Source organism: Nocardia sp. BMG111209, assembly GCF_000381925.1.
Classification (GTDB): domain Bacteria; phylum Actinomycetota; class Actinomycetes; order Mycobacteriales; family Mycobacteriaceae; genus Nocardia.
This window is the reverse complement of sequence record NZ_KB907308.1, coordinates 844,081-870,776: the sequence shown is the minus strand read 5'-3', so window position 1 is coordinate 870,776 and position 26,696 is coordinate 844,081. Positions and strand designations below refer to the sequence as shown.

Genomic DNA, 26,696 nt, shown 5'->3' with positions numbered 1-26,696 from the left:
ATGCGCATCGCCCTGTTCGCCACGTGTCTGGCGGACGCGCTGTTCCCGGCGGCGGCCACGGCGACCGTCCGCCTGCTCGAACGCCTCGGTCACGACGTGGTGTTCCCGGCCGGGCAGACCTGCTGCGGCCAGATGCACGTCAACACCGGATATCTCGCGGAGGCCGTGCCGCTGGTGCGCAATCACGTGGCGGCGTTCGAGGGCGAAGCCTGGGATGCGGCGGTCGCGCCCTCCGGGTCGTGTGTGGGCTCGGTGCGACATCAGCACGCGATGGTGGCCCGCCGCGCCGGTGACGACGGCCTGGCCGTGCGGGCCGAGGCGGTCGCCGCGCGTACCTACGAACTGTCGGAACTGCTGGTCGACGTGCTCGCTGTCACCGATGTCGGTGCGTACTACCCGCATCGGGTCACCTATCACCCGACCTGTCATTCGCTGCGGATGCTGCGGGTCGGCGACAAACCGCTGCGGCTGCTGCGCGCGGTGCGCGGGCTGACCCTACTGGAACTGCCTGCGGCGGAGTCCTGTTGCGGGTTCGGCGGCACCTTCGCGCTGAAGAACTCCGACGTCTCCACCGCGATGCTGGCCGACAAGATGAGCACGGTGCAGCGCAGTGGCGCGGAGGTCTGCACCGCCGGCGACTCGTCCTGCCTGATGCACATCGGCAGGGGACTGTCGCGGCTGCGCAGCGGAATTCGTACCGTGCACCTCGCCGAGATCCTCGCGGCGACCGAGACGGGGGCCACCCGGATATGAGTACCTTCCTCGGCACGCCGAGCCTGCCTGCGGGCACCGGCAATCTCCGTGGCGCGCAGTCGTTCCCGGCTGCGGCCCGGAAAGCTCTGGGCGACAGTCAGTTACGGGCGAATCTGGGTGCGGCGACCGCGACGATCCGCGCCAAGCGGTCCGCGGCGGTGGCCGAGGTCCCCGACTGGGAACAGTTGCGCGCCGCCGGCAGCGCGCTGAAGGCCACGGCGCTGCAACGGCTTCCGGAACTGCTGGCACAGTTCGAGGCGAATGTGATCGCCCGCGGCGGGACCGTGCACTGGGCCCGCGACGCCGCCGAGGCGAACCGGATCGCCACCGAGCTGATCCGGGCCACCGGCAGCACCGAGGTGGTGAAGGTGAAATCCATGGCCACCCAGGAGATCGGGCTCAACGAGTATCTGGCCGAGCACGGGATCACCGCGTACGAAACCGATCTCGCCGAACTGATCGTGCAGCTCGGGCACGACACCCCCAGTCATTTCCTGGTGCCCGCGATCCACCGCAACCGGGCGGAGATCCGGGAGATCTTCCTGCGCGAGATGCCCGGCGTCGACCCGGCGATCACCGACGATCCGCGCGTGCTGGCGACCGCGGCGCGGACCTATCTGCGGCAGAAGTTCCTGACCGCGAAGGTGGCGATCAGCGGCGCGAATTTCGGTGTGGCCGAGACCGGTACGCTCGCGGTCGTCGAATCCGAGGGCAACGGCCGGATGTGCCTGACCCTGCCGGAGACGCTGATCACGGTGCTGGGCATCGAGAAACTGGTGCCCGCGTTCACCGATCTGGAGGTGTTCCTGCAGCTGCTGCCGCGCTCCTCCACCGCCGAGCGGATGAATCCGTACACCTCGATGTGGACCGGGGTGCACCCCGGCGACGGGCCGCAGCGGGTCCACGTGATCCTGCTCGACAACGGCCGCACCCGCGTCCTCGCCGACGAGACGGGACGCGCTGCGCTGCACTGTATCCGGTGCAGCGCGTGCCTGAACGTGTGCCCGGTGTACGAGCGGGTCGGCGGGCACGCCTACGGCTCGGTGTATCCGGGCCCGATCGGTGCGATCCTCAGCCCGCAGCTCACCGGGGTGACCGGTCGCGACGATCCGAACGCCTCGCTGCCGTACGCCTCCACGCTCTGCGGCGCCTGCTTCGACGCCTGCCCGGTGCGCATCGACATTCCGGGCATCCTGGTGCATCTGCGCGCGGCGGAGGTCGATGCCCGCCGCGGTGGGCTGCCGGGTCCGCAGGATCTGGCGATGAAGGCCGCGAGCGCGGTGATGGCCTCGCCGTCGAGATTCGCCGCCGCGGAACGCGTCACGAAACTCGGTCGCCTGCTGGGCCGGATGCGCGGCCGGATCACCGCCCTGCCGTACCCGGGTTCGAAGTGGACCACCAGCCGCGACCTGCCGATGCCCCCGGCGGAGACCTTCCGGCAGTGGTGGTCCCGCACCCACGACGGGAGCCGCTGATGGGAAGCGATGCCCGCGCGGAGATCCTCGCCCGCATCCGCGCTGCGGGAAGTATTGCGCCCGTGCCGATTCCGCGCGACTACGACCACGCGCCACGGTCCGGCCCCGGCGACGCCGAACGATTCGCCACCATGGTCGCCGACTACCGGGCACAGGTGCACCGCACCACCGAATCCGGGATCGCGGATCTGGTCACCGCCCTCCTGCCGCCCGGCGCCACCGTCGTCGCCCCGGCCGATCTGCCCGAGAGCTGGCGTCCCCGAACCACATTGGTCCTCGACGGCGATCCCCGCCCGCTGTCGGTGACCGAACTGGACGCCGCCGACGCCGTACTGACCGGCTGCCGCCTCGGCATCGCCGCCACCGGCACCCTCGTCCTGGACGCCGGACCCGCCCAGGGCCGCCGCGCCCTCACCCTGGTCCCCGACCACCACATCTGCGTGGTGCGCGCCGCCGATATCGTCGACACCGTGCCGCAGGCGTTCCGCGCGCTCGACCCGTCGCGACCGCTCACCTTCGTCAGCGGCCCGAGCGCCACCAGCGATATCGAACTGAACCGTGTCGAGGGCGTCCACGGCCCGCGCACCCTCGACGTGATCCTGGTCGGCCCGGCATTCGGATAGCACACGGATGTCCGCCCGATCCTCGCGTCGCGGCGTAACATCGCTGACCTGGCGATGTACTGGGGGTTGTTACTATCCTCCGCACCGGCGAGGGTCGCCGGGACAGCGAGCGGGACGGTGAGTACGCAAGAGGTGACCGAGGAGCAATCCGGGAAGCTGGTGCCCCGCAGCAGGCGGGGGATGCGCACGCGCGGCGCGCTGGTGACGGCGGCGCGGGAGGTGTTCGAGCGCGACGGCTATCTCGATGCCCGGATCAGTGACATCTCCAAGGCCGCGGGGGTGGCGTCCGGGTCGTTCTACACCTATTTCGACAGTAAGGAAGAGGTGTTCGCCGAGGTCGTCGAGCAGTTGCGCGAGGAGATGCTGCATCCGCACATCCGGCAGCGCTCCGGCGTGGACGATCCCCGATTGCTGATCGAGGCGGCCAACCGCGAATATCTGCTCTCCTATCAGCGCAATCATCGGCTGATGGCGGTGCTGGAGCAGGTGGCGCAGGTCGACGAGCAGTTCCGGACCATCCGGTTCGACCGGGCCAAGGCGTTCGGTGAGCGCAATGCGGCGCTGATCCGGTCGTTGCAGGCCGCGGGGAGTATCGAGGCCGATCTGGATCCCTGGGTGACCGCGCTGTCGCTGTCGACGATGACCAGCCGGATGGCCTACATGGTGTTCGTCCAGGGGGAGGACATCGCGTTCGAACGCCTGTTGAGCGGTCTGAACCGTATCTGGTTCAACACGTTGGGGCTGAGTCCGTCCCACTGAGCGGGCCGGGCTGCTACCACTGTGGTGGGCCGGCGCGCGAGTGGCCCGCCTGAGGATGAACTTGACGTCGGGTTCGGATTTGGGGAGTCTGGTCGTGCGCGCGAGCGAAACGACAGCGGAAGGGCGGTATTCGATGGGTCGAACGTTGGGCCGATTCGAGGGGAAGACGGCGATCGTGACCGGCGCCAGCCGGGGCATCGGGCTGGCCGTCGCGCAGCGCCTGGTCGCCGAGGGCGCCCGGGTCTGCGTCACCGCCCGTAAGCAGGAGGCGCTGGACGAGGCGGTCGCCGAACTCGGCGGTCCCGAGCACGCGCTCGCGGTCGCCGGGCGCGCCGACGATCCCGACCATCGGGCCGAGGTCATCGAGCGCACGCTGGCCGCCTTCGGTTCGCTCGACGTCCTGGTCAACAATGCCGGCATCAACCCGGTCTACGGGCCGCTGCTGGACCTGGATCTCGGCGCGGCCCGCAAGACCGTCGAGGTGAACTGCCTGTCCGCGATCGCCTGGGTGCAGGGCGCGCACCGGGCGTGGCAGGGCGAGCACGGCGGCGCGGTGGTCAACATCGCCTCGGTCGCCGGTCTGAAGCCCGCGCCCGGCATCGCCTTCTACGGCGCGACCAAGGCGATGCTGATCCATCTGACCCAGGAACTGGCCGTGGAACTGGGTCCGAAGATCCGGGTGAACGCCATCGCGCCGGCCGTGGTCAAGACCAAATTCGCGACCGCGCTCTACGAGGGCCACGAGGACGAGGTGGCCAGGGCCTATCCATTGCAACGGCTCGGCGTGCCGGAGGACATCGGCAGCGTCGCAGCCTTTCTCGCTTCCGACGATGCCGCCTGGCTGACCGGCCAGGTGGTCGTCGTCGACGGCGGCGTGACTCTGACAGGTGGTGTGTGAATGACCGGCATCGATGAGATCGAGACCCGGGTCGCGAAGCTGCTCGCCGAACACGATCCGGCGACCACCGGCACCGTGGACTTCCTGCGGGCCCGCTTCGACGCCGGGCTGGCGTGGGTACATTTCCCGGTCGGCCTGGGCGGGCTGGGCCTGGCCCGCGAACTCCAGAACCAGGTGAACACCCTGCTGGCCGCGGCCGGCGCGCCGGACACCGACGGTGGCCGCAACCCGATCGGCCTGGGGATGGCCGCGCCGACGATCCTGGCCTACGGCACCGACGAGCAGAAACAGCGCTATCTGCGGCCGCTGTTCACCTGCGAGGAGATCTGGTGCCAGCTGTTCAGCGAGCCCGGCGCGGGCTCGGACCTGGCCGGGGTCGCCACCCGCGCGGTCCGCGACGGCGACGACTGGGTCGTCAACGGCCAGAAGGTGTGGACCTCCGGCGCGCAGAACGCGCGCTTCGCCATCCTGCTGGCCCGGTCGGATCCGGACGCGGTCAAGCACGCGGGCATGAGCTACTTCGTCTGCGATATGACCGATCCCGGCGTCGAGGTGCGGCCGCTGCGGCAGATCACCGGTGAGGCCGAGTTCAACGAGGTGTTCCTCACCGATGTGCGGGTTCCCGATGCGAACCGGCTCGGCGCGGTCGGCCAGGGCTGGGAGGTGGCCAACGCGACGCTGATGAGCGAGCGGGTGGCCATCGGCGGCAACGCGTCGCCGCGCGAGGGCGGCATGATCGGCCCGGTGTCCCGGACCTGGCGTGCGCATCCGGAACTGCGCGATCCGGAACTGCATGTGCGCCTGCTGAAATTGTGGGTCGACGCCGAGGTCGCGCGGCTGACCGGCGCGCGGCTGCGGCAGAAGCTGGCCGCGGGCCGGCCCGGTCCCGAGGGCTCGGCGCTGAAGCTGACCTTCGCCCGGCTGGCCCAGCAGCTCAGCGGCCTGGAACTGGAACTGCTCGGCGAGGACGGGCTGCGCTACAGCGACTGGACGCTGCGGCGGCCGGAGAAGGTCGACATGATCGGCCGCGACGCCGGGTATCGCTACCTGCGCGCGAAGGGTAATTCGATCGAGGGCGGCACCTCGGAGGTGCTGCGCAACATCGTCGGCGAGCGCGTCCTGGGCCTGCCCCCGGAACCGCGCGGCGACAAAGGCATTCCGTGGAAGGACCTGCCCCGATGAGCAGCGTAACCCTCGGCGGACACAGGATTTCGTGGAAGGAGTCGTCCCGATGAGCGCAGTCCCGCCGGGTGCGGATGTGGATCTGCTGTACACCGATGTCGAGGAGGCGCTGCGCGCGTCGGTGCGATCGGTGTTGTCGCGCCGGCTGTCGGCGCCACAGGTGGCGGCGCTGTACGACGGCGCCGCCGCGGATCCCGCGCTGTGGCAGACGCTTTCGGCCGAGGTCGGCCTCGCCGGGCTGCTCGTGCCGGAGGATCTCGGCGGCGCCGGGGCGACCGCCCGCGAGGCCGCGGTGGTGCTCGAGGAACTGGGCGCCGCGGTCGCGCCGGTGCCGTTCCTGACCAGTTCGGTGGTCGCCGTGACCGCCCTGCTCGCCGCCGGGGCCCGTGACCTGGCCACCGAGGTCGCCGAGGGTACGATCGCCGCGCTGGCGACGCCGCTGCCGGCCACCACGGTCGCGCCCACCGTCACCGCTACCGCGGACGGCCGCCTGTCCGGTGAGATCCGTTCCGTCGCAGGCGCACTCGACGCCGGGGTGCTGCTGGTTCCGGCCGCTGCCGCCGACGGGTTGCGGCTCTACGCCGTTCCGGCCGATCGGGTGCGGATCACGCCCGTGGTGTCGCTCGACATGTCCCGGCCGATCGCCGATCTCGGCTTGACCGACGTCGAGGCGACGCTGCTGGCCGAGGGCGAGGCCGCGCGGGCCGCGGTGGAGCAGGCGCTGGAAGCCGGTGCGGCGCTGCTGGCTTCGGAGCAGGTCGGGATCGCGCAGTGGTGCCTGGACACCACGGTCGAATATCTGAAGGTACGCAAGCAGTTCGGCCGCGTGGTCGGCGGCTTCCAGGCCGTCAAGCACCGGCTGGCCGATGTGTTCGTCCAGGTCGAATCCGCCCGTGCCGCAGCGCGATACGCCGCCGCGACGCTCGCCGAGGGGGATCCGGACCGGTCGGTCGCGGCCGCGCTGGCCCAGGCCTACTGTTCCGACGTCGCGGTGCTCGCCGCGGAGGAGGCCGTGCAGCTGCACGGCGGGATCGGGATGACCTGGGAGCATCCGGCGCACCTGTACCTCAAGCGCGCCAAGGCCGATCAGATCGCCTACGGCACCGCGGCCGTGCACCACGCGCGGCTGGCGGGTCTGGTCGATCTGCCCGCCTGAGCCAGGAACGCCTGGGCCGCATCCGGTTCCGTGTGATCATCGGTGTGGGTGATCACCGGATCAGGGTGCGGCCTTCGTGTGCTTGCCGGCCGTGCGCGCGTTGGCGAGGGCCGTGGTGGTGCAGTGGCCGATGGCGCCCGCGATGTCGTAGACCGTGGCGTGGCCGACGGCGATGCCGTCCTCGCTGATGTGGCCGCCGGATTCCAGGCCGACCACATCGGTCATCGGGAGCCGGCTCAGCAGCAGGGTGTAGTCGGCGTTGATGAATTCCAGTTTCTTCGCCGAATGGGTCATCGGACTGGCCGCATCGGCGGCCAGCGCGGTGCGGACGAAGGGGGACAGCGACTCTCCGGCAACCAGCGGCGAGAATTCGTGCACCCAGATCCGGCGGCGCAGCGGCCCGCTGTCGCCCCAATAGGTGATGGGCTTGTTCTCCTCGTCGAACATCTGGATCGGGAATTCGGGCCGCATGGTGTCCGGCAACTGTTCCGGCGGCGGCGCATTCCATTCGGGCACGTTCGGCACGAAACCGGTGGGTTGCTCCCCGCGGCGCAGCAGTACCGCGGAGGCGCGGGCGACCGGGCCGATCGATGAATGCAGCACCGCGTCGGCCACCCGGATGCGGCGGCCCTCCCGCACCCGCTCGGTGGTGACCCGCAGCGGTTCCATCGGCGCGTTGCGGAACATGTCGACGGTCAGGCGCGCGAAGTGCAGATCCTCGCCGGAATGCGCGCGTTCCAGCGCCCGCGCGAGCAGTCCCGCCAGCAGCCGGCCGTGCAGCATGCCCGGCGTCCACCAGCTGCGCGAATGCGGTGCCGGTAGCAGCGCGCCGTCCTCCTCGGTGAAGTACGGCTCGGAATGCTCGGTCTGCGCCACGGGAATCCTCCTGCGATGATTACCCTTTCAGGTTACAATCCGGCAACTTGCAGATGGGCGATCGGCGAGTGCTTGTTCTCACACTATCCGGGTGCACCGACACCTCCGCTGCCGCCGATATCGCTAGATTCCCGCGTCGGCGGCGACCCGATCGGCGAGCCCGATCAACTCGTCCACCAGATCGGTGGTCGGCGTGCCCGACCGGGCCCGGTTGCGCGGATTGTCCAGGGCGCGGCGCAGGACGCCCTCGGCGATGATGCCCAGCTTCCACAATCCCAGGGAATGCCAGAACGCCAACGCCTTCCGATCGCGGCCGGTGATCTCGAGGTACCGCTCGATCAGTTCCTCCCGGGGCGGAAAGCCCGGCAGCAGGCACAGATCCACGCCCGGGATCGACGGTTCGCCGGGCCGCGGCCAATAGGCCAGCAGGCTGCCGACGTCGGCCAGCGGGTCGCCGAGCGTGCACAACTCCCAGTCCAGTACCGCCGTGAGCGCACCGGTCTCCGGCGAGACGATCACATTGCGCAGGTTGTAATCGCCGTGCACCAGCGACAATTCGCGTTGTTCGGGGATCGCCGCGCGCAGCCGCTCGGTGAGCCGGTCGAGCACCGGCAGGTCCCGGGTCCTCGACTTCTCCCATTGGGCCGGCCAGCGCTTGAGTTGCCGTGCGGCATAGGAGGAATGGCTCGCCAGGGTGTCGAGCCCGGTGGCGGTGAGGTCGACCGCGTGGATGCGGGCCAGCGTATCGATCAGGGACGTCCCGACGGCGTGCCGCAGCTGCGGGGTCAGCTGCTGCGCGGGTTCGGGCCGGTCGAGCACCAGCCCGGCCACGCATTCCATCAGCACCAGCGCGACCTCGCCCTCGTGCCGTACGTCGTGGATCCGCGGCACCGGCACGTCGGTGGGGGCCAGCGCCGCCATCACCCGGGCCTCGCGGGCCACGTCGTGCGCCGACGCCAGCAGGTGCCCCAGCGGTGGCCGGCGCAGAATCCATTGCCGCCCTTGCGCATCGGTGATCCGGAAGGTCAGGTTGGATTGGCCGACGCCGACCCGGACGGCCTGCACCGGGGTGGTGCAGGCCAGGCCGAGCGCGTCCAGCCAGCCATCGAACTCCGCCTGGTCGATCTCGAATCCCGTGTCGCCGGGACGGATCACGGCCCGCGGTTCGGTCACCGAATTGTCGGACGGCATACGCATACTCCTCAGGCGCCCGCGCCCGCCGGCGCGGCTTTCGCTCGCACCTTACCGAGTTCGGCGCGCGCGATGGACCGCTTGTGCACTTCGTCCGGACCGTCGGCCAGCCGCAGCGTGCGCAGGTGCGCGTACATGCTGGCCAGCGGGAAGTCCTCGGTGACACCGGCGCCGCCGTACACCTGGATGGCGCGATCGACGATCCGCAGCGCCATGTTCGGCGCGGCGACCTTGATCGCGGCGATCTCCACCTGGGCGGCCTTGTTGCCGACGGTGTCCATCATCCAGGCGGCCTTCAGGGTCAGCAGGCGGGCCTGCTCGATATCGATGCGGGACTCCGCGATCCAGTCCTGGATGTTGGCGCGGTCACTGATCTTCTGCCCGAACGTGATTCGGGATTCGGCACGCGCGCACAGCAATTCGAGCGCGCGCTCGGCCATGCCGATGGCGCGCATGCAGTGGTGGATGCGGCCGGGGCCGAGCCGGGCCTGGCTGATCGCGAAACCCTCACCCTCGCCCTTCAACACGTCCTCGACCGGCACCCGGACATCCTCGAAGGTGATCTCCGCGTGGCCCTCGCGATCGCGGTAACCGAACACCGGCAGGTTCCGCACCACGGTGACGCCGGGGGCATCGATCGGGACCACCAGCATCGACTGCTGGCGGTGCTTGGGGGCGTCCGGATCGGTCTTGCCCATCACGATGAGCACCTTGCAGTTCTTGTGCATCGCGTTGGAGGCGAACCACTTCCGGCCGTTGAGTACGTAGTGGTCGCCGTCGCGGCGCATGCGCATCTCGATGTTGGTGGCATCGGAACTGGCGACGCCCGGCTCGGTCATCGCGAACGCGGAGCGGATCTCGCCCTCCAGCAGCGGCTGCAGCCAGCGCTCGTGATGGGCTGCGGTGCCGAAGAGGGTGAACACCTCCATGTTGCCGGTGTCGGGGGCGGCGCAGTTGCACGCCTCGGGGGCGAGCGCGGGACTGTGGCCCATGATCTCGGCCAGCGGGGCGTACTCCAGGTTGGTCAGGCCCGGACCCCACTGCGGATGCGGGTGGAAGAGGTTCCACAGCCCGCGGCGGCGCGCCTCGGCCTTGAGATCCTCGAGGATCTGCGGATGGTGGTGCGGGTCGCCGGCGGCGGCCATCTGCTCCTCGTACACCGGTTCGGCCGGGTACACCCGCTCGTCCATGAAGGCCAGCAGTTCGTGCTGGTACTTCAGTGAGCGGTCGGACGGCGTGAAGATGTCCATCGAAAAATCCTCTCGTGGTCAGGATTCCAGCGTGACGCGGTAACGCTGCATGCCGTGGATCCAACGGTCGTGGTCGGATGTCTTGCGCCGCAGGAATTCCGCGACCTCGGGGTGGGGAAGGATCAGGAACTGCTCGGCCGCTACGGCTTCGAGCACCCGATCGGCGACGTCCAAGGGCTGCAACACCTTTCCCGCGCCGGTGACCGCGCGGGCGGCCAGCCGGGTGTCGGCGGCCTCGTCGGTGCCGAATCCGGTGAGCAGGGCGGTGTCCACGCCCATCGGGCACAGGCAGCTGACCCGGACGCCACGGTCGCCGTAGGTGACCGCGAGCCATTCCGCGAAGCCGACCGCCGCGTGCTTGGAGGCGGAGTAGGTGGCCGACCCGATCTGGGTGAGCAGGCCGGCGGCGGAGGCGGTGCCGACGAAATATCCGCTGCCGCGCTCCAGCCACTGCGGCACCATCAGGCGCGCGGCGCGGACATGGCCCATCAGGTTGATGCTCAGCGCCTGTTCCCATTGCGCGTCGGTGGCCGCGAGGCCGGGTCCGCCGCCCACTCCGGCATTCGCGAAGAACAGGTCGACCGGGCCCAGAGTCGTTGTCGCGGAATCGATCAGCGCGACGAGGTCGGTCTCGGCGGCGGCGTCGCCGGGCCGGCCGAGCACCCGGCCGGGGAATCGGTCCGCCAGCTCGGCCACGGTGGCCGCGAGCCGGTCGGCGGAGATGTCGCTGAGCGCGACCTTGCCGCCCTGCTCCAGCAGTCGTTGCGCGATGGCGGCGCCGATGCCGCCGGCGGCGCCGGTGACGACGGCGACGCTGTCGATGATCCGCATCCAGCGGTCCTCTCTGACGGGGTCCGTTCGAGCCGGCCCAAGTGTACTTGAATCCGATGTCAACTTCGGTGGCGATACCCGGATGGCCATTCGGCCCGGCCAGGTCGGCGAAAACTTAGACTTGACGCCGGATTCATGTTTGGTTACCTTTTGTGCTCTGGATCACATTTGGTGGTCAGCGGTATTGATCTGCGTCGATCTCGGTCGTGGCGGGTCCGTGCCGCCGGCCCTATGAGCGAGGTACCTGTGCTCGATCAGATCGCACCCACTCCGGATGCCGTCCCCTCCGTCCACCGCCCCGCCGACTGGATTTGGCGACGTGCAATTCCGCACTACCCGGACACCTTTCCCCGCTACACCTATCTGGCGATCACCGTGCTCGCCACCATCGTCCTGTACTACGAGTTGTACGTGCCGGGCGCCGTCGCGACCAAGATCATCGGCGATCTGGGCTTCAGCTTCACCCAATTCGTGATGGTGTCGGTGGTCGGCAACCTGGTCGGGGCCTTCGGCTCGCTGACCGCCGGCCTCGCCGACCGCTGGGGCCGCGCGAACCTGGTCGTGTTCGGCCTGTTCATCACGGCGGCCATCGTGCTGTTCGGCCTGCCCAACGCGCACAGCATCGGTCTGTACTACGTGCTGTTCGCGCTGCTGAGCATCGTCGAGGGCATCATGCTCGTCGCCACGCCGGCGCTGATCCGGGACTTCTCACCCCAGCTGGGGCGCGCCTCGGCGATGAGTTTCTGGACCATGGGACCGGTGCTCGGCAGCCTGGTGGTCACCGAGGTCTCCAGCCACACGCTGGATTCGCACCCGCAGTGGCGATTCCAGTTCTACGTGTGCGGCATCGTCGGACTGGTGGTCGCGGTGATCGCGTTCTTCGGGCTGCGCGAGCTGTCGCCGCGGCTGCGCGATCAGCTGATGGTCAGCCTGCGCGACCGGGAACTGATCGAGGCGCGCGCGAAGGGCCTGAATGTCGAAGAGGCGCTCCAGAATCAGTGGCGCAAGCTGCTGAAACTGGACATCCTCGGTCCGGCCTTCGGCATCAGCATGTTCCTGTTCTTCTACTACATCGCCGTCGGATTCTTCGTCATCTACTTCGTGACCGTGTTCGGTTACTCCGAGGCACGGGCCAACGCGCTGGCCAACTGGTACTGGGTGGCGGACGCGATCACGCTGCTGGTCGCGGGCGTGCTGTCGGACCGGGTCCGGGTGCGCAAGCCGTTCATGATCATCGGCGTGGTGATCAACCTGGTCGCCACCGGGATCTTCGCGGCGCTGGCCACCTATCCGGGCACCTCGTATTACCAGTTCGCCCTGGTCATGTCGATCAGCGCGATCGGCCTGGGCCTGGCGTACTGCGCCTGGATGGCGGCCTTCACCGAGACCGTCGAGAAGCACAACCCCGCCGCCACGGCCACCGGCCTGGCGATCTGGGGCTGGATCGTGCGGATCGTGGTGACGGTGTCGCTGTTCGTGTTCACCTTCGTGCTGACGGCGGCCTCCACCCTGGTCGACCAGGGTCCACGGGTCTCGGCGATCGTCGAGGAGTACCCGCAGCAGGTGGCGACCATCTCGGCGGTGTCGCCGCAGACGCTGGCGGCGCTGAAGGCGAATCCGGCTGATCCCGCGGCCGGCGCCGCGGCGGTCCAGCAGCTGGTCAAGGCCGGTGTCGCCACCGACCCGAACGGCGCGATCGCCCGCTTGCGACAGCTGAGCACGAATCCGGTGCCGCCGGCCGACCTGGCATATCTGGCCGAGCACAGCGGTGCCGTCAAGCAGGCTCAACACGACAATCCGCGCCAATGGCAGCTGTGGTGGTGGGTCTGCTTCGCGGCGCAACTGCTGTTCATCCCGTTCATCTTCGTGATGTCCGGCCGCTGGAGCCCGAGCCGGGCCCGCGAGGACGCCGAACGGCACGAGGCGCTGGTGCAGCAGAGTCTGTCGGAACTGCACGGCGAGGCGGAGCCGGCGAAGTAGGCCGGATGTTCGAGGTGCCCCGGCTCAGCCCGTCCGCAGGGCGCGTCCGAAGGACACGTCGCGGAATCCCTGCAGCATCAGCCAGATGCTGAGCGGGACCGCCGGCGGCACCTCGACGGCCTCGGGCCGGTACACCAGCGCCAGCCCCGCGGCCAGGGCGAGCCCCGCCGAGGCTACGGCGACCACGAAACCGTCACCGGTGCTGGGGTACGTGGTCGCCACGGTCGCCGTCAGCCGGGTCAGCCCGACCACGACCAGCACCGCGCCGGCCAGCAGCGCCAGCGGATCGGCGGTGAGATCCGGCCACAACGCGATCACCGCGGCTCCCGTGACCAGCTCCAGCCCGACCCCGAAACCCCCTGCGCGACAACCGAATATCTCCAGCGCCCCGGCGGCGAGCAGTCCGGACGCGACGGCCGCCGCCGAGGGACCGGCCGGATCACCGCCGCGGGACAGCAGCGCCACCCCGATCGTGGTGACGATCGTGCCGAGTCCCATGAACACCGCCCACCAGACCCGGCCGCCCACCTTCGGCGGACCGCCCGGTTCGATCACCCGGTGAACCACAGTCATCTCCTCCCGGATCCGACGCGTCGCAGCAGGTAAACAGCGATTCGACGTGCACGATAACGCAGCGGACCGGTCGGAGGGCGAAGGCGCGGACCCGTGTCCGATGGGTTGCGCGCGGCGGCCGGTCAGCTGTCGGCCGGACTGTCTCGCAGGCCGGACAGGCCGGTGGTGGTCAGGCGGTGGAAGCGGCGGTAGGCCTCGTCGGCGCTCAGGGTGCGGCCGGGGGCGGCGACCTCGCCGAGCAGGCCGAACAGGGCCCAGGACAGGTAGGTGACGGTGTCGGCGAATTCGTCGTCGGGCAGGAGCAGGTGGTTCTTCAGGCGGTCGGTGAGGATGTCGGCGGCCATTCGGCGGGTGGCTCGTAGTACCGGGGCGCCGGCTTTCGGGCCGAGCAGGGCGCTGTAGACGTCCTTGTTCGCGGCGGCCAGTTCGAACATCGTCCGGAGCGGGGCCAGCGGACAGGTGTCGGCGGGGTGGGTGGCGGCGGTGGATTCGATTGCGCTGCGGAGGTATTCGGTGGAGCTGGTGAGCAGGAGGTCGTCCTTGTCGCGGTAGTGCGCGTAGAAGGTCGAGCGGCCCACGTCGGCGCGGTCGAGGACGTCCTGCACGGTGATGCGGCGGTAGTCGCGGGTGAGCATCAGTTCGATCAGGGCACGGTGCAGGGCCTCGCGGGTGCGGCGGACCCGGCGGTCCTCGGTGCGGGGTGGTTCCGGGACGGATTTCGGTGACCTGTTCGGAACGGGACGGATCCGCTCGCTTCGGTTCTGGTCCTGGTGGCGCACACTTCCGATGATGAACATATGTCCCGAAATGAACAACCCTCCCGTTTCCTCAGTGCCGACACACAAGTCGGTCTGCTCATCACCACACCGCGGCGCTACAACACCTTCAACAGGCTGTTCTTCGTCGGTGGGGTGAATGCGCTCGTGACCACGCTCGCCGACGCGAGTGGCGCCGGGCCCGGCGATCACGTACTCGATATCGCCTGTGGGCCGGGCAAACTCGCTCGTGCGATGGCCGGCCGGGTCGGTCCGGCCGGTACGGTGGTCGGCGTCGACGCGGCGCGCGAAATGGTCGACCACGCGACCTCGCATTCGCGGTCGCTGCCGAACTGCCGGTTCGAATACGGTGCCGCTCAGGAACTTTCGTTTCCGGATGGCGCCTTCGATCTCGTGACGTCCACCTTCGCCATGCATCACATTCCCGCCGGACAACGGGTTCCGGCGCTGACCGGCATGTACCGGGTGCTGCGGCCCGGCGGCCGGTTGCTGCTGGCCGATATGAATCCGGGTAATGGGTTGCGCGGCGCGTTGATCCGGGGGATGGCCCGGTTCTCCGCGCACCGCTCCGGCGACGACCACCACGACCGGACCGATTCGCTCGATATCCGTCGCTACCGAGATACGCTGCGCGACATCGGATTCGGTGACTTCGAATATCGCGCGGTCCGATACGACGTCGGCATTCTCACCGCGGTCCGGGCCGGTTAGCCGGGTGCGGGGTCGCCACGACCGTCCGCGGCCGGTCCGGAATCGGCCGCGGGCTCGCCGCGGCGGACGGCGACGATGCCGACGAGAATCAGTGCGCCGCCGAGTAATTGGAGGGGGTGGACGGCCTGGCCGAGGAGGGCCCAGGCGAGCAGGGGGGCGGCGGCTACCTCGCAGAGGCCGGTGAAGGAGGCCAGGCGGGCGCCGAGCAGGCGGGTGGCGGCGATGCCGGAGACGTAGGCGAGGGCGGTGGTGACGGTGCCGAGCACGACGATCACGGCCCAGGCGGGGGAGGCGAAGCCGCGGAATCGGATCGGATCGTTCGAGTAGTGCAGTGCGAGTAGGCCGGTGGCGCCGGCGATCGACAGGACCACTACGCCGACGACGAGTCCGCCGGCGGCCAGTACGGTCCCGGGCAGTTCGCCGTCGCTGTGCGACGACAGGATGTAGTAGGCGGCTGATCCGAGCATGGCGGTCAGTGCCCAGGCGACTCCCGGCCAGGCGACGGGCTCGCCGCTGCCGCCGCCGACCACCAGGGCCAGTCCGCCGATCCCGAGCACCGTTCCGGCGACGGTCGCGCGGGTGGGGCGGTGGTGATGTCGTAGCCACAGCCAGCCCACCACGGCGATCGGTGCGGCGAAGACGATCAGGAGTGCCACGCCGACGGGGAGGCGGGCCACCGCCTCGAAGAAGGCGAGCTGGGTGCCCGCGACGGCGACCAGGCCGTAGGCGCCGATCAGGGAGAGGTTGCGGCGCAGTGGGTTCCGGTTGCCGCGGAGCCGGACGGCGGCGATCGGGAGCAGGACCACGGCGGCCACCGCCACTCGGGCCGTCACCGCGCTGCCGGCGCTCCAGCCGGCGTCGGTCAGTCCGCGCGCCAGTACGCCGGACAGCCCGAAGGCCGCCGCGGAGACCAGGGCGGACAGCAGCCCGGAGCGCATCCGCCGCCGGGCGATGTCGTCGCCGATCACCTTCGTCATGTCGGGTGACGTTAGGCGCCGGTGTGGGTCCGACGCGACCCGATTTCCGGCTCGGCCGGTATGTATCCGGTCCGATGGGGGCCGGCGCGGAAAGCACCGCGCCCCGGCACTGCGTACAGTACCGGGGCGCGGGTGGTCGGGAACCGTTGTGGCCGAGTCAGTTCCAGCGGGACAGGGCCCAGCGGCGGACGGCAGGGGCGGCGTTGGCGAGGGTCTCGAGGTCGTCGAGGAACTTCTCGATGCTCTCGTTGACGGCCTCGGGGCTCGCGACCTGCTCCTGGACCTTCTCCTCGGTGCAGGCCAGCATGGCGGCGGCCAGGTCGGCCTCGAGGTCGCGCATGAGCTGGCGGCGCAGGACGGTGATCTGGTCGCGGCCCTGTTTGCGGACGCGCTCGACCTCCGTCTGGGCGGCTTCGCGCATCTGCTCGATGATCAGGGCGGCGTCCTCCCGGGCGTCCTCGCGCAGGCGCTCGAGTTCGGCCTGCGCTTCGGCGAGCGCGCTGTCGTAGGCCGCCTTGGCCTGCTCCAGGCGCGTCGCCGCCTGCTCGCTCTCCTCCAGCTGTCTGCGCACCGTCTCCTGGCTCTTGGCCATCATCTTCTGCAACGGCGGAACCAGGAATTTCCAGAACAGCAGGATGATCACCAGGAATGCGAACAGCTGACTGCCGAAGACCATCCACTGAATGGTGATGTGATATCCATCCTCGGCGAGTACGCCGGGAGTGAAGGTCATGACGAAGCCCGTCCTGTCTGGTGTCCGGCGCCGGTGCCTGCGTGTCGATCGCCGCCGACCACGCGGTCGGCCAGGGTTTGGGCGAGCGGCTCCACGGCCTCGCGCAGCTCCGCGGACACCTGATCGGCCTGGGCGCGCAATTGCGCCGCGGATTCGGCCACGATCTCGTCGGCTTGCTGCTGCGCTTCGTTGCGCAATTCTTCGAGAATGGCCCGGCCTTCGGCGCGGGCCTGGTTACGGATGTCGGCCGCTTCGGCGCGAGCCTTCGTCAGGGCCGTCTGGTAACGCTCGTCGGCCTCGGCGAATACATCCTTGGCCTCCTTGGTGTTCGCCGCGGTTGCGGCGACCCGTTCCTCGCGGTCCGCCAATACCTTGCGGATCGGCGGCACCACGATGAACCAGATGACTCCGAGCACGATCAGGAAGATGATCAGCTCGGCGAAGAAGGTGCCGTTGGGGATGAGGAAGTTCCCCTCGGCGGCCACATCTGTGCGGGGCGACATGGCGGTACTTACTTACCGGGAGTGGCGAATACGAACAAAGCCATGAAGGCGAGGTTGATGAAGTACGCCGCTTCCACCAGACCGACGGTCAGGAAGAAGTTGCCGCGTAGCTTGCCCTCGGCCTCCGGCTGCCGGGTGACGCCGTTGATCAGCGCAGCGCCGGCGAGTCCGTCACCGATACCGGCGCCGATGGCGCCGCCCGCCATGATCAGGCCACCACCGATGAGTGCACCCTGGATGATGGTCGCCGTAGTTGCGTCTGCCATTGTTTCAATTCCTGTTCTCGAACGCAGTTGCTCCGACCGGCTCGCCGGTCATCGGTTTTACCGCCGGCTTGCCGGTCAGTGGTTTTCGTGCTCCAGCGCCATGGACTGGCTGAAGTAGAGGACGGTCAGCAGGGAGAAGATGAAGGCCTGGATGAAGCCGACGAACATGTCGAACAACTTCCAGACCGCATTGGGTCCCCAGCTGATCCAGAACGGAAACAGCGTGATCACCGAGATCATGACGCCACCGGCGAACATGTTTCCGAACAATCGCAGCGACAGCGACAGCGGCTTGGCGATCTCCTCGATGACGTTGATGAACACCATCGGGCCCCAGCCGGTGTGGCCCTTCAGCAGCAGCTTGAAATGGGTGATCGGCCCGCGCCGCGCAATACCGGCGCCCTGGTAGAAGAGGAAGACGAACAGCGCCAGCGCGTACACGAAGTTCACATCGGAGGCCGGCGGTGCGATGAATTCCCCGGAGCCGTACTGCATGGGCAGTACCGACAACCAGTTCGACAGCAGGATGAAGGTGAACAGCGTGACCGCCAGCGGCAGCGCATAGGGCGCCACTCGCAGCCCGATCGCACTCTCCACCTGATCGCGCATCTGCACGGTGACGGTTTCGAAGAACAATTGCACGCCGTTGGGCACACCGGAGGTGACCTTCGCGCGCAGGAACAATGCCAGCGCGATCACGATCGCGGCGGCGACGGCGGTCGACACGATGGTGTCGAGATTGAACTCCAGTCCCAGGAAATGCGCGGTCGCATGTTCGCCGACATGAATCTTCGTATCGGCGAGGACGGCGACCGATCCGGTCGTCCGGGCCAGGGGAACAGCGAGGATCGTCATGACAGTTCGCGTAGCGCTTTCAGCTCGGGCACGACGGTCTGGAGGACCATGATCACCTGGAAGACGGCCACACCGAAGAAGATTCCGATGCCGTTGGGCCGTGCCAGGATTCCGACCACGATGGCGAGGGCGGTGAGGCCGAGCAGACGGAATGCCGTCGTGGCCAGCAGCGCCTGCTTACTGGGTGTTTCCGAACGCGTGATCCGGGTTACCGTGCGATAGGTGAGAGTGGCATTGAGCCAGCCCAACCCGAGTCCGACACAGAGGAATACACCGAGCAGCAATCGGTGCAGCGGACCTGTGGCAACCAGTGCCAGAACGCCGAAGGCGACCGCTATATAGGCCGCGCGGCGCAATCGGATCCGGTCCAGGTTCACTTGGGACACCGCCTCGCCGTAGACCCCACCTCGTAGTGGGGGTCGTGATTGATGGTTAGCATACACATCGCAAGGTCATTGTGTAGCAATGTTTTTGATCTTTGTTTGGGTGATCTTGAATTTACCTTCCGGACTACCTGTTCGGCGTCTCCAGCGATCGGCTGGCTACCATTACTGCGGAACGGCACCCCGAAATCCCCTCTCGCCCGGCCACTTCGGCCGACGCATCCGAGGCTATCGAACGCGCGAAATGCCCGGTATCCGGGCCCGGTTCCGAGCGAACTCGTGGCGAATATCGGACATCATAGGTCCGGCGGACGGTGTGACGGTCCGAGCGGGACGTGCGCGCTATTGCGGGCACCATCCGATCACCAAGGAATTGCAAATGTTTTATAAAAACAACAGCTTATCGAGAGGATTCCATTTGCCGGGCCGCGGCGCGACCGGCGTCGTGCGCCGCTCGGCTGCGCGTGAGTTTGGTGCCGCACACCATGGATTCGGTACCGGTCAGCCGCTGGGTGTAGACCGCGCCGAAGCCGGCCTCGGTCATCCAGTTCCGGCATTCCGTCGGGGTGTGCTCGCATCCGGCCGGCGTCTCGATCAGCATGGTGAGGCTGCTCAGCAGCGCATGGGTGTTCGTGCGGCGGCCGTCGTCGACGAGCGTGCCGTACACGATCACCGAACCGCCCTCCGGCAGCGCCTCGTACGCCTTCCGCAGCAGCATCCGCCTGGTGTCGAGGTCCCAGCCGTGCAGGATGTGGCCGAAGACGAGTACGTCGGCGGCGGGCAGGGGATCGTCGAGGAAGTCACCGGGCACGAAGACGGTCCGGTGCGCGAGCCGGGCCAGATGTTCGGCGAAGATCGGCTCCACGATCGGCAGATCGAATCCGATGCCGCGCAGCCGCTGATGCTCGTTCAGCACGATGCGCAGGAATTCGCCCTGCGCCGTGCCGATATCGGCCACGCTGTCGCGTTCCTCCCAGGGGAAGCCGGTCGCCAGCGCGGCGGCGCTGGGCCGCGACAGCCCGGTCATCGCCTGCAGGAAGCCGCGCAGGGTGCGGCTGTCGCGGTAGAGGGTCTCGAAGAAATCACCGCCGGCCCGGATCTCGTTCTGCGGACGGCCGGTCCGCAGCGCCTCGGTGAGATGACCCCAGTGCCCGTAGCTGCGGGTGGCGGTCATCTCCAGATAGCCGCCGATGTAGTCCTCGGACTTGCGGTTGAGGTATCGGCCGGTCTCGGTGGTGTTGCTGTAGATACCGCCGTTGCGGTGCAGCATGCCCAGCGCGACCAGCGAGTCCAGGAAGTCGCGGGCCCCGCGCGGGTGTACGCCGATCCAGTCGCGCAGCGCGTCCAGCGGTAGCGGGCCGTCCGAGAGCGCGGTGAACACATCGAGTTCGACGGCGCTGAGCAGGGTGCGGGAACCCTGATAGGCCATCCCGACCTGCAGGATCCGCTCCATCTACAACCGGCCGGCCACGGCCTTGGCGCCGTTGCGGACCTGGAAGGCGTAGACGATCTCCATGATGCCCATGAAGATCAGCCACCAGCCCGCCACCAGGGTGAGCGTCGTGATCGCGTGGATCGGCCAGATCACCAGGGCGATGCCGCCGATGAGGAGCATGGCGCCGTAGAAGATGGCCCAGCCCCGGCCGGGCAGGCCGCGCGGCGCCTCGATACTGCCCGCCGCCACCGTGATGCCGCGGAACAGCCAGCTGATGCCGACCCACAGCGCCAGCAGCACGATGGAGTTGCCGATCTCGCGGAAGCTGAAGAACGCCAGGATGAAGGACAGAATGCCGCTGACCAGCGACAACACCCGCCATCCGGCGCTGACGTGCGGCCCGAACGCGGCGACCAGCTGCATCACCCCGGAGACCAGCAGATAGATACCGAACAGAATGCCGGCGACCACCAGGGTCGGACCCGGCCAGACCAGGGCCATGACGCCGAGGATCACCGCCAGGACGCCGATGATGAGCAGCGACTCCCAGGCGCTGCGGGCCAACGAGTGCAACGGACCCTCGTACATCGTGTTGGCTGCATGATTGCTGGTTGTCATATGGGCAGAGTAATTCGAGATTATTACGTAGCGGATGGTTAGCCAGTATCAATTCAGTCAATCTCGGGCCGGTCACGTGCGGGAGCCGGTCGCTGCCGCTACACCCGGGTGGACATCCGGCCGCGGTGGTGGCGCGCGAAATGCCCGGGGGACTGGCCCTTCCACGCCCGGAACGCCGCGGTGAAGGCCGAGGTGCTGGAGTAGCCGAGCCGGCCCGCCACATGTTCCACGGTGAGCCCGGCGGTGAGCAGTTCCTCGGCGAGCATTCCGATTGTCTCGCTGGACAATTCGCGGTAGGTGGTGCCCTCGTCGGCGAGCCGGCGGCGCAGCGTGCGCACCGACAGATCGAGATCGGCGGCGATATGGGCCTGATCGGCGATGCCGCCGCGGCGGATGAGCAGTTCGCGCACCCGGCTGCTGATGCCGTCGCGGTTGCGCCGCCGCTGGATCAGATCCACGCACTGCTGCTCGTAGAACCGGGCGGTCGCGATGTTCCCGCTCGGCAGCGGCAGGTCCAGGGTGGCCCGCTTACCGATCAACACCGTTCGGCGAGCGTCGAATTCGATCGTCTCGACGCCGAGCAGGGTGGCGAACATCTCGTAGATCGGATGCGCGGCGACGGTCACGTGCACCGCCAGCATCGGCAGCCGCATCTGCATGATGTCCTGCTGGATCGTCGAGATCGCGGCGACATCGCGCTCGAGGGCGAAGCGGCGCAGTTCCGGTGGCAGCACGCTGTCGTCGCGGACCACCCGGAACAGATCCCCCTGCTCCTCCAGCCGGTGCGGCGCGAAGGTGAACCACATATCGCCGTAGCGCAGCGCGACCTCGGCGGCGTGCCGCACCGTCGGACTGGACATCACCGCGAAGCCCAGTACACCCAGCGACGGGGGATGGCACATCAGCCCCGCCATGAGCCCGAGGCCCGGTTCGTCGTCGACGCCGTCGACGAGGTTGTGCAACAGGGTGAGTTCCTGCGCATAGGTGATCTCACCGTGTGGATCGCGCAGCAATCCCTCGGGAATCCCCGTGCCGCGCAGGATCGCCGGTACGGTGAGCCCCCGCGACTCCGCGAAATCGACCAACAGTGCAGCGCTCGCGATGGAGCGAAGGCGAGCGGACGGGTTCGTGATCGTGGCATCGTCCACCCGCAAATGGTCGCAGACTCCGCACACCCTTCGCTGGGAATCCGCTGTGCTCATGACACATTCGCGGTACGCTCACGTCGCGGTAAGTTTGCTGAGGGTGGTCCCAAATCCGCAGCTTTCTGTCCCAATGCACACTGGTTGCCGGATGTTCGTTAGCCATACGGTTTCTCTGTGTCACACCATGTCCCGGTCGTCCCGGCTCGCCGGAGATCGGCTCCGGACGACCCGGACACGGTGTGGCAGTGCCTCTTTCCCCGTACCCGGAGTGAGTACACCCATGCCGTTCACGCAATCGCCCGCTGTCAGGAATGCCTGGATCACCGTGTCCGCCCCCGCCGACGGGCGCGTGCTCGGCACGTTGCCGATGCATTCGCCGGAGCGGGTCCGTGCGCTGGTCACCGACCTGCGCGCGGCCCAGATCGACTGGCGGAGTACGGGCGTCGTCGGCCGCACGCGATGGATCACGCAGTTCCGCGACTGGTTGTCGGCCAACCGGCAGCGACTGGTCGACCTGTTCGCCGCGGAGACCGGTAAATCGGTTGCTGCGGCGATGCGGGAGTTCCGGCTGTGCCTCGACGCGCTCGATTACCACCGCACCCACGGGGCGGAGTTCCTGCTGGGGCACCGGTCGCGGCCGCACGCGCTGCCGACCGTCTCCTCGCATCTGGCCATCGCCTATCGCCCGTGCCCGGTCGTGGGTGTGATCGCGCCGTGGGCACATCCGTTGGCGGTCACCGTGTTCGACGCGATCCCGGCGCTGCTCACCGGGTCGGCGGTGCTGGTGAAACCGTCGTCGGTGGCGCCGCTGACGGTGCGGGCGCTGGTCTGCGGCTGGGCCGATCTGGGCGCGCCGCCGGTACTGGACTTCGTGGTCGGCCGCGACGCCGGCCCGGCCCTGGTGGACGCGGTCGACTACGTCCATTTCACCGGCTCGCCGGAGACCGGGCGGATGGTCGCGCTGCGGGCCGCCGCGCGGCTGGTGCCGTGCCGGTTGGAACTCGGCGGCAAGTCGGCGGCGCTGGTCCTCGCCGACGCCGAGGTGGACCGGGCGGCCGCGGCCGTCGCGCTGGGCGGGCTGTCCGACTGTGGTCAGAGCTGTCACAGCATCGAGCGGGTCTTCGTCGAATCCGCTTGTTACGACGCCTTTCTCGAGCGACTGACCGCCGAGGTGGCGGATTGGGGCGCCGACACCGGCGAACTCGCGGAGGTGATGACCTCGGCGGCGCACGTGCGGCGCATCCACGATCAGGTGCGCGACGCCCGCGCGAAGGGCGCGCTGCTGCGGACCGGTGGGTCCGGGCGCGACCACGTGTTCGAGCCGACGGTGCTCGCCGACGTCGATCCCACCATGAGCGTGCTGACCCAGCAGACCCTGGGACCGGTGCTGCCGGTGATGCGGGTCGAATCCGCCGAGGCGGCGCTCGCGCTGATCAACGATCCGTGCGGCCCGGTCGCCAGCATCTGGACCTCCGACGACTCCGCGGCGTCGGAGTTGGCCGGGCGAATCGTGGCGGCCCGGGTGGCCGTCGCCGATGTGTCGGTGCATCTGATGCCGGCACATCTGTAACACCCATATCTGTAATACCCACGGCAGGAAGAACTTTCGACAGGTAAAGGTTGTGAGGACATACGATGACCGGCTGGCAGATCCTCGGCGCCGCTCTCGTCCTGATCGGCGCCTCGAGTTCGGTGGCGATGAGCCGCCGCCCGCACCACATTTCGTCCGGACGCACCGTCTCGGAGATCCGGCAGCGCATCCTCGCCGAGATCGCCGCCCCGGTGCTCGCCCCACCGGTGCTGTTGATCCCGCACAGCGCACCGGATCGTGCGCCGGATATTCCGGAGGCCCACCGCACCATGCAGGAGCATCTGGAGTGCACGGTCGCCGACTGTGCTCGTAAGGCCACGGCCTACCGAGTGCTGGTCGAGGCCGGGCGGATCACGCCGCGTTGACACCGATTCGGCCCGGCGGGTGTGCGCCGGGCCGAATCGGTATGCGGCCCTGCTGTTTCCGGTGTCGCCGGGTTCACCGGCCGAACAGCACCCGGCCGGCGTACGCGGTATCGAAGTACTCGCGGGCCTCGGCGATGCGGCCCCCGGCGACCCGGAACACGATCACCACATCGTTGGCGTACTCCGTACCGTCGGTCGTGGTGGCCCGGGTGGTCCATTCGGCCATCGCGTGATCGCCGTCGGCGAGCAGGGTGCGCAACTCCTGCCCGAGCGGTTTCGTCAGGTCGAAGCGGGTGAGCATGGCCGGTAGGAAGCCCCGGAAGATCCCGTCCGGACCCTTCCAGGTGCCCGAGGTGGGCAGGTCGCCGATCAGCGTCCAGGTGGCGTCGGGGGCGAAGAATTCGGCGCGGCGGTCGGCGGCCTCGCCGTTGCGCAGGGCCGCGACGTAGTTCTCGACGACGGTGCGGGTCTGTTCGGTGGTGCTCATGATCGGATCCCTCCGGGTGGAATGTACGGGTCAGCGGGTGAGGACCGCGTTGCCGCGGATGCGGCGATGGGCGAGGTCGGTCAGCACGGTGGGGGTGTCGGCCCAGTCGGTGATCCGGCCCAGTTCGGGGTGTACGGCGTCCGCGGCCACCAGTTCGACCAGTTCGGCGAGGTCCGCGGCGTCGGTGGTGTCCGAGATCCAGTGCGCGAAATGGTGCAGGGTCAGCGGGGTCGCGGCGAACAGCCGGAAGAAGTCCAGCCGGATCGGTTCCCGGCTCGCCTGGCCGAACCACACGACCGTGCCGCCCGGTGCGAGGCGATCCACCGCCGCGGTGAACGTGTCGCCGCCGACCGATTCCAGGATCACGTCGAACGGTCCCGCGGCCGCAGTGATGTCGTAGCGGACCTGTGCACCGAATTCGGCCAGCCGTTGTCCCCGTTCCGCATTCGCGGCCACGGCGGTCACCGTGGCGCCGGCCGCGACCGCCAGTTCCACCACCAGATGCCCGACGCCGCCGGAGGCGCCGGTGATCAGCAGCCGCCGACCGGCGAGCCGGCCGGCGCGCCGCAGCAGCCGCAGCGCGGTCAGTCCCGCCAGCGGCAGCGTGGCCGCGACCGTGGCCGGAATCCGTTCGGGCAGTGCGGCGATCGCGGTGGTCGGCACCGCGACCCGTTCCGCCCAACCGCCACCGGTCGCGTGGGCGACCACGCGGGTGCCCACGGCGGGGCCGGTGCCGTCGGCGGCCGCGGCCACCACCCGGCCGGCCACATCCTGTCCCGGCACCGTGCCCGCGGCGGCGGACTCGCCGTACGCGCCGGTGAGCGCGAACCAGTCGCCGCGATTCACCGAGTACGCCTCGACCTCGAGGATCGCCTCGTGCGCCGCCGGGACCGGTTCGCCGACCTCCGCCGGCACGATCACCGCCGCGTCCCCGCTCGCTGTCCATGCCTTCATCCCGACCTCCGAAATTCGGTGCTCCCGTGCTGCCCCGAACGTTAGGGAGGCTGGTATTCCTGCGGAAGAAGGCAGTAATTGGTGGTATAGGTACCCGGTGGAAACCATCGAGGTAGCGGGCGTGACTTACACCCACATCGGTGAAATTACAACGGCCCGAGCCGTTCCTGACGACGAGCCGGTATCCGGCCGCGACCGGTGACAGGCGGTCGAATCGCCCGGCGGGTGCCGGATTAGGGTGAAGATCGAAAGGCTTTCCGTCTCCACGCGAGGAGCTGCCCCATGGACCTGAGCCTGCATTACTGGAACTTTTCGCACCCCTCCGATCCCGCCCGGATCGCCACCACCCTCGGCACGGCGGCGCGGCACGCCGAGCAGGCGGGCTTCGCCGGGCTGACCGTCATGGACCACTACTTCCAGATGGAACATCGCGGCACGCCCGACGAACCCATGCTGGAGGCCTACACCACCCTCGGCTACGTGGCCGCGCTGACCGAGCGCATCCAGCTCGGCGTGCTCGTCACCGGCGTCATGTACCGCCATCCCGGCCTGCTGGCGAAGATCGTCACCACGCTGGACGTATTGTCCGGCGGCCGGGCCCATCTCGGCATCGGCGCATCTTGGTACGAGCGGGAGCAGGTCGGGCTCGGCGTCCCGGTGGTGCCGATGGCCGAGCGGTTCGAGCGGCTCGAGGAGACGCTGCAGATCTGCCTGCAGATGTGGAGCGACGACAACGGCCCGTACGAGGGCCGGCACTATCAGCTGGCCGAGACGCTGTGCGTACCCGCCCCGCTGACCCGGCCGCGGCCGCCGATCCTCATCGGCGGTGGCGGCGAGAAGAAGACCCTGCTGCTGGTGGCGCGCTACGCCGACGCCTGCAACCTGTTCGCCACCACCCCGGACGAGGTGTCCGCCAAGCTGGACGTGCTGCGCAAGCACTGCGACGCGGAGGGACGCGACTACGACGCCATCCGCAAGACCGCCGTGTACATGGGCCCGGTGTTCGACGATCCGGACGCCTTCCTGGTCGCGGCGGAAGCCTTTGCGGGACTGGGCATCACGCAGCTGGACCTGATGCCCGACGGTGATCCGGTCGAATACGTCGAGCGCACCGCCGATCTGGTGCCCCGGATCGCCGAACTCTGATCCACGCCTTCTCCGGAACGCCCGTCGCGATCGCGGCGGGCGTTTCTCGTGGTGGCCGCGGTCGGCGGGACGCGGCTGCGCGGCGGTAGCTGCCGGTCCGACCGGTCTGCACGCAATCGGTGAAAGTCTGTGAAAACAAAGTGTTTTGGTGTGTCATGCCGTGAAACATGGCTGTTCATAATGTGTTTCGACCGTTGACAGGGG

The 26,696-nt window shown here is 68.7% G+C and carries 29 protein-coding genes; 12 read left to right on the top strand and 17 right to left on the bottom strand.

Going from position 1 to position 26,696, the window contains the following annotated elements:
- The 7 genes from G361_RS0127590 to G361_RS0127560 all read left to right on the top strand — a co-directional run bounded on the left by G361_RS0127590 (position 1) and on the right by G361_RS0127560 (position 6,846).
- Entirely contained in the window at positions 1–753 is a 753-nt protein-coding gene (locus G361_RS0127590; RefSeq protein ID WP_019930362.1) for a (Fe-S)-binding protein, read from the top strand.
- Positions 750–2,228 (top strand): lactate utilization protein B, encoded by a 1,479-nt coding sequence (locus tag G361_RS0127585; protein ID WP_019930361.1) that lies wholly within the window; start codon positions 750–752, stop codon positions 2,226–2,228. Before G361_RS0127590 ends, G361_RS0127585 begins: the two co-directional genes overlap by 4 nt.
- Complete coding sequence (locus G361_RS0127580) at positions 2,228–2,851, top strand: lactate utilization protein C (RefSeq protein WP_019930360.1); 624 nt, start codon at positions 2,228–2,230, stop codon at positions 2,849–2,851. Before G361_RS0127585 ends, G361_RS0127580 begins: the two co-directional genes overlap by 1 nt.
- A gap of 117 nt (positions 2,852–2,968) precedes the next feature.
- Positions 2,969–3,610 (top strand): TetR/AcrR family transcriptional regulator, encoded by a 642-nt coding sequence (locus tag G361_RS0127575; protein WP_231387110.1) that lies wholly within the window; start codon positions 2,969–2,971, stop codon positions 3,608–3,610.
- A gap of 133 nt (positions 3,611–3,743) precedes the next feature.
- Positions 3,744–4,508: an SDR family oxidoreductase gene (locus G361_RS0127570; protein WP_036495557.1), complete on the top strand. Its 765-nt coding sequence runs from the start codon at positions 3,744–3,746 to the stop codon at positions 4,506–4,508.
- The gene (locus tag G361_RS0127565) at positions 4,509–5,690 is read left to right on the top strand and encodes an acyl-CoA dehydrogenase family protein (protein ID WP_019930357.1); all 1,182 of its coding nucleotides are present in this window, start codon (positions 4,509–4,511) and stop codon (positions 5,688–5,690) included. It abuts the gene before it with no gap.
- A 49-nt stretch (positions 5,691–5,739) separates the two neighbouring features.
- Positions 5,740–6,846 (top strand): acyl-CoA dehydrogenase family protein, encoded by a 1,107-nt coding sequence (locus G361_RS0127560; protein ID WP_026343587.1) that lies wholly within the window; start codon positions 5,740–5,742, stop codon positions 6,844–6,846.
- Between the two features lie 60 nt (positions 6,847–6,906).
- On the opposite strand, the gene G361_RS45095 is transcribed toward G361_RS0127560, so the two are convergent.
- The 4 genes from G361_RS45095 to G361_RS0127540 form a co-directional block, all read right to left on the bottom strand.
- Positions 6,907–7,722, bottom strand: coding sequence for an acyl-CoA thioesterase domain-containing protein (locus G361_RS45095; protein WP_019930355.1), 816 nt, complete (start codon positions 7,720–7,722; stop codon positions 6,907–6,909).
- 123 nt (positions 7,723–7,845) lie between these two features.
- The gene (locus G361_RS0127550) at positions 7,846–8,913 is read right to left on the bottom strand and encodes a phosphotransferase family protein (protein ID WP_019930354.1); all 1,068 of its coding nucleotides are present in this window, start codon (positions 8,911–8,913) and stop codon (positions 7,846–7,848) included.
- An 11-nt stretch (positions 8,914–8,924) separates the two neighbouring features.
- Positions 8,925–10,163 carry an acyl-CoA dehydrogenase family protein gene (locus tag G361_RS0127545; protein ID WP_019930353.1) on the bottom strand — a complete coding sequence of 413 codons (1,239 nt, stop codon included), beginning with the start codon at positions 10,161–10,163 and terminating at the stop codon, positions 8,925–8,927.
- An 18-nt stretch (positions 10,164–10,181) separates the two neighbouring features.
- Complete coding sequence (locus G361_RS0127540) at positions 10,182–10,994, bottom strand: SDR family oxidoreductase (RefSeq protein WP_019930352.1); 813 nt, start codon at positions 10,992–10,994, stop codon at positions 10,182–10,184.
- Positions 10,995–11,225: 231 nt separating this feature from the next.
- On the opposite strand from G361_RS0127540, the gene G361_RS0127535 reads away from it, so the two are divergent.
- Positions 11,226–12,974, top strand: a complete 1,749-nt coding sequence (locus G361_RS0127535) for an MFS transporter (protein ID WP_019930351.1) — start codon at positions 11,226–11,228, stop codon at positions 12,972–12,974.
- A 24-nt stretch (positions 12,975–12,998) separates the two neighbouring features.
- Here the strand turns inward: G361_RS0127535 and G361_RS0127530 are convergent, their stop codons facing one another.
- The gene (locus G361_RS0127530) at positions 12,999–13,547 is read right to left on the bottom strand and encodes a hypothetical protein (RefSeq protein WP_019930350.1); all 549 of its coding nucleotides are present in this window, start codon (positions 13,545–13,547) and stop codon (positions 12,999–13,001) included.
- A gap of 122 nt (positions 13,548–13,669) precedes the next feature.
- Positions 13,670–14,326, bottom strand: coding sequence for a TetR/AcrR family transcriptional regulator (locus G361_RS0127525; protein ID WP_231387109.1), 657 nt, complete (start codon positions 14,324–14,326; stop codon positions 13,670–13,672).
- Positions 14,327–14,344: 18 nt separating this feature from the next.
- Here G361_RS0127525 and G361_RS0127520 point away from each other — a divergent pair, with 18 nt between their 5' ends.
- Complete coding sequence (locus G361_RS0127520) at positions 14,345–15,034, top strand: class I SAM-dependent methyltransferase (protein WP_019930348.1); 690 nt, start codon at positions 14,345–14,347, stop codon at positions 15,032–15,034.
- Here the strand turns inward: G361_RS0127520 and G361_RS0127515 are convergent.
- The 9 genes from G361_RS0127515 to G361_RS0127475 form a co-directional block, all read right to left on the bottom strand.
- The gene (locus tag G361_RS0127515; RefSeq protein WP_019930347.1) at positions 15,031–16,011 is read right to left on the bottom strand and encodes an EamA family transporter; all 981 of its coding nucleotides are present in this window, start codon (positions 16,009–16,011) and stop codon (positions 15,031–15,033) included. The two genes, G361_RS0127520 and G361_RS0127515, sit on opposite strands and share 4 nt — an antisense overlap.
- A gap of 157 nt (positions 16,012–16,168) precedes the next feature.
- Positions 16,169–16,744, bottom strand: coding sequence for a hypothetical protein (locus G361_RS0127510; RefSeq protein WP_019930346.1), 576 nt, complete (start codon positions 16,742–16,744; stop codon positions 16,169–16,171).
- Positions 16,741–17,229, bottom strand: coding sequence for a F0F1 ATP synthase subunit B (locus tag G361_RS0127505; protein WP_231387108.1), 489 nt, complete (start codon positions 17,227–17,229; stop codon positions 16,741–16,743). The genes G361_RS0127510 and G361_RS0127505 overlap by 4 nt, the downstream gene beginning before the upstream one ends.
- A gap of 26 nt (positions 17,230–17,255) precedes the next feature.
- Positions 17,256–17,513 (bottom strand): F0F1 ATP synthase subunit C, encoded by a 258-nt coding sequence (locus tag G361_RS0127500; protein ID WP_019930344.1) that lies wholly within the window; start codon positions 17,511–17,513, stop codon positions 17,256–17,258.
- Positions 17,514–17,588: 75 nt separating this feature from the next.
- Entirely contained in the window at positions 17,589–18,368 is a 780-nt protein-coding gene (atpB, locus tag G361_RS0127495; protein WP_019930343.1) for a F0F1 ATP synthase subunit A, read from the bottom strand.
- Positions 18,365–18,754, bottom strand: coding sequence for a hypothetical protein (locus G361_RS0127490; protein WP_155981798.1), 390 nt, complete (start codon positions 18,752–18,754; stop codon positions 18,365–18,367). Before G361_RS0127490 ends, atpB begins: the two co-directional genes overlap by 4 nt.
- Positions 18,755–19,151: 397 nt before the next feature.
- Complete coding sequence (locus G361_RS0127485; RefSeq protein ID WP_019930341.1) at positions 19,152–20,204, bottom strand: methyltransferase; 1,053 nt, start codon at positions 20,202–20,204, stop codon at positions 19,152–19,154.
- Positions 20,205–20,804: an HdeD family acid-resistance protein gene (locus G361_RS0127480; protein ID WP_019930340.1), complete on the bottom strand. Its 600-nt coding sequence runs from the start codon at positions 20,802–20,804 to the stop codon at positions 20,205–20,207. It lies immediately after the preceding gene.
- 98 nt (positions 20,805–20,902) lie between these two features.
- Positions 20,903–21,952 (bottom strand): AraC family transcriptional regulator, encoded by a 1,050-nt coding sequence (locus tag G361_RS0127475; protein ID WP_019930339.1) that lies wholly within the window; start codon positions 21,950–21,952, stop codon positions 20,903–20,905.
- Positions 21,953–22,229: 277 nt separating this feature from the next.
- Between G361_RS0127475 and G361_RS45090 the strand changes: the two genes are divergently transcribed.
- Both G361_RS45090 and G361_RS0127465 read left to right on the top strand, forming a co-directional pair.
- Complete coding sequence (locus tag G361_RS45090; RefSeq protein ID WP_019930338.1) at positions 22,230–23,519, top strand: aldehyde dehydrogenase family protein; 1,290 nt, start codon at positions 22,230–22,232, stop codon at positions 23,517–23,519.
- 65 nt (positions 23,520–23,584) lie between these two features.
- Positions 23,585–23,905: a hypothetical protein gene (locus tag G361_RS0127465; protein ID WP_019930337.1), complete on the top strand. Its 321-nt coding sequence runs from the start codon at positions 23,585–23,587 to the stop codon at positions 23,903–23,905.
- A gap of 73 nt (positions 23,906–23,978) precedes the next feature.
- Here G361_RS0127465 and G361_RS0127460 read toward each other — a convergent pair whose 3' ends face one another.
- Positions 23,979–24,392 carry a nuclear transport factor 2 family protein gene (locus tag G361_RS0127460; protein ID WP_019930336.1) on the bottom strand — a complete coding sequence of 138 codons (414 nt, stop codon included), beginning with the start codon at positions 24,390–24,392 and terminating at the stop codon, positions 23,979–23,981.
- Between the two features lie 30 nt (positions 24,393–24,422).
- Complete coding sequence (locus tag G361_RS0127455; protein ID WP_019930335.1) at positions 24,423–25,346, bottom strand: zinc-binding dehydrogenase; 924 nt, start codon at positions 25,344–25,346, stop codon at positions 24,423–24,425.
- Positions 25,347–25,628: 282 nt separating this feature from the next.
- On the opposite strand from G361_RS0127455, the gene G361_RS0127450 reads away from it, so the two are divergent.
- Positions 25,629–26,492, top strand: a complete 864-nt coding sequence (locus tag G361_RS0127450; protein ID WP_019930334.1) for an LLM class F420-dependent oxidoreductase — start codon at positions 25,629–25,631, stop codon at positions 26,490–26,492.
- The last annotated feature ends 204 nt before the right edge of the window (positions 26,493–26,696 follow it).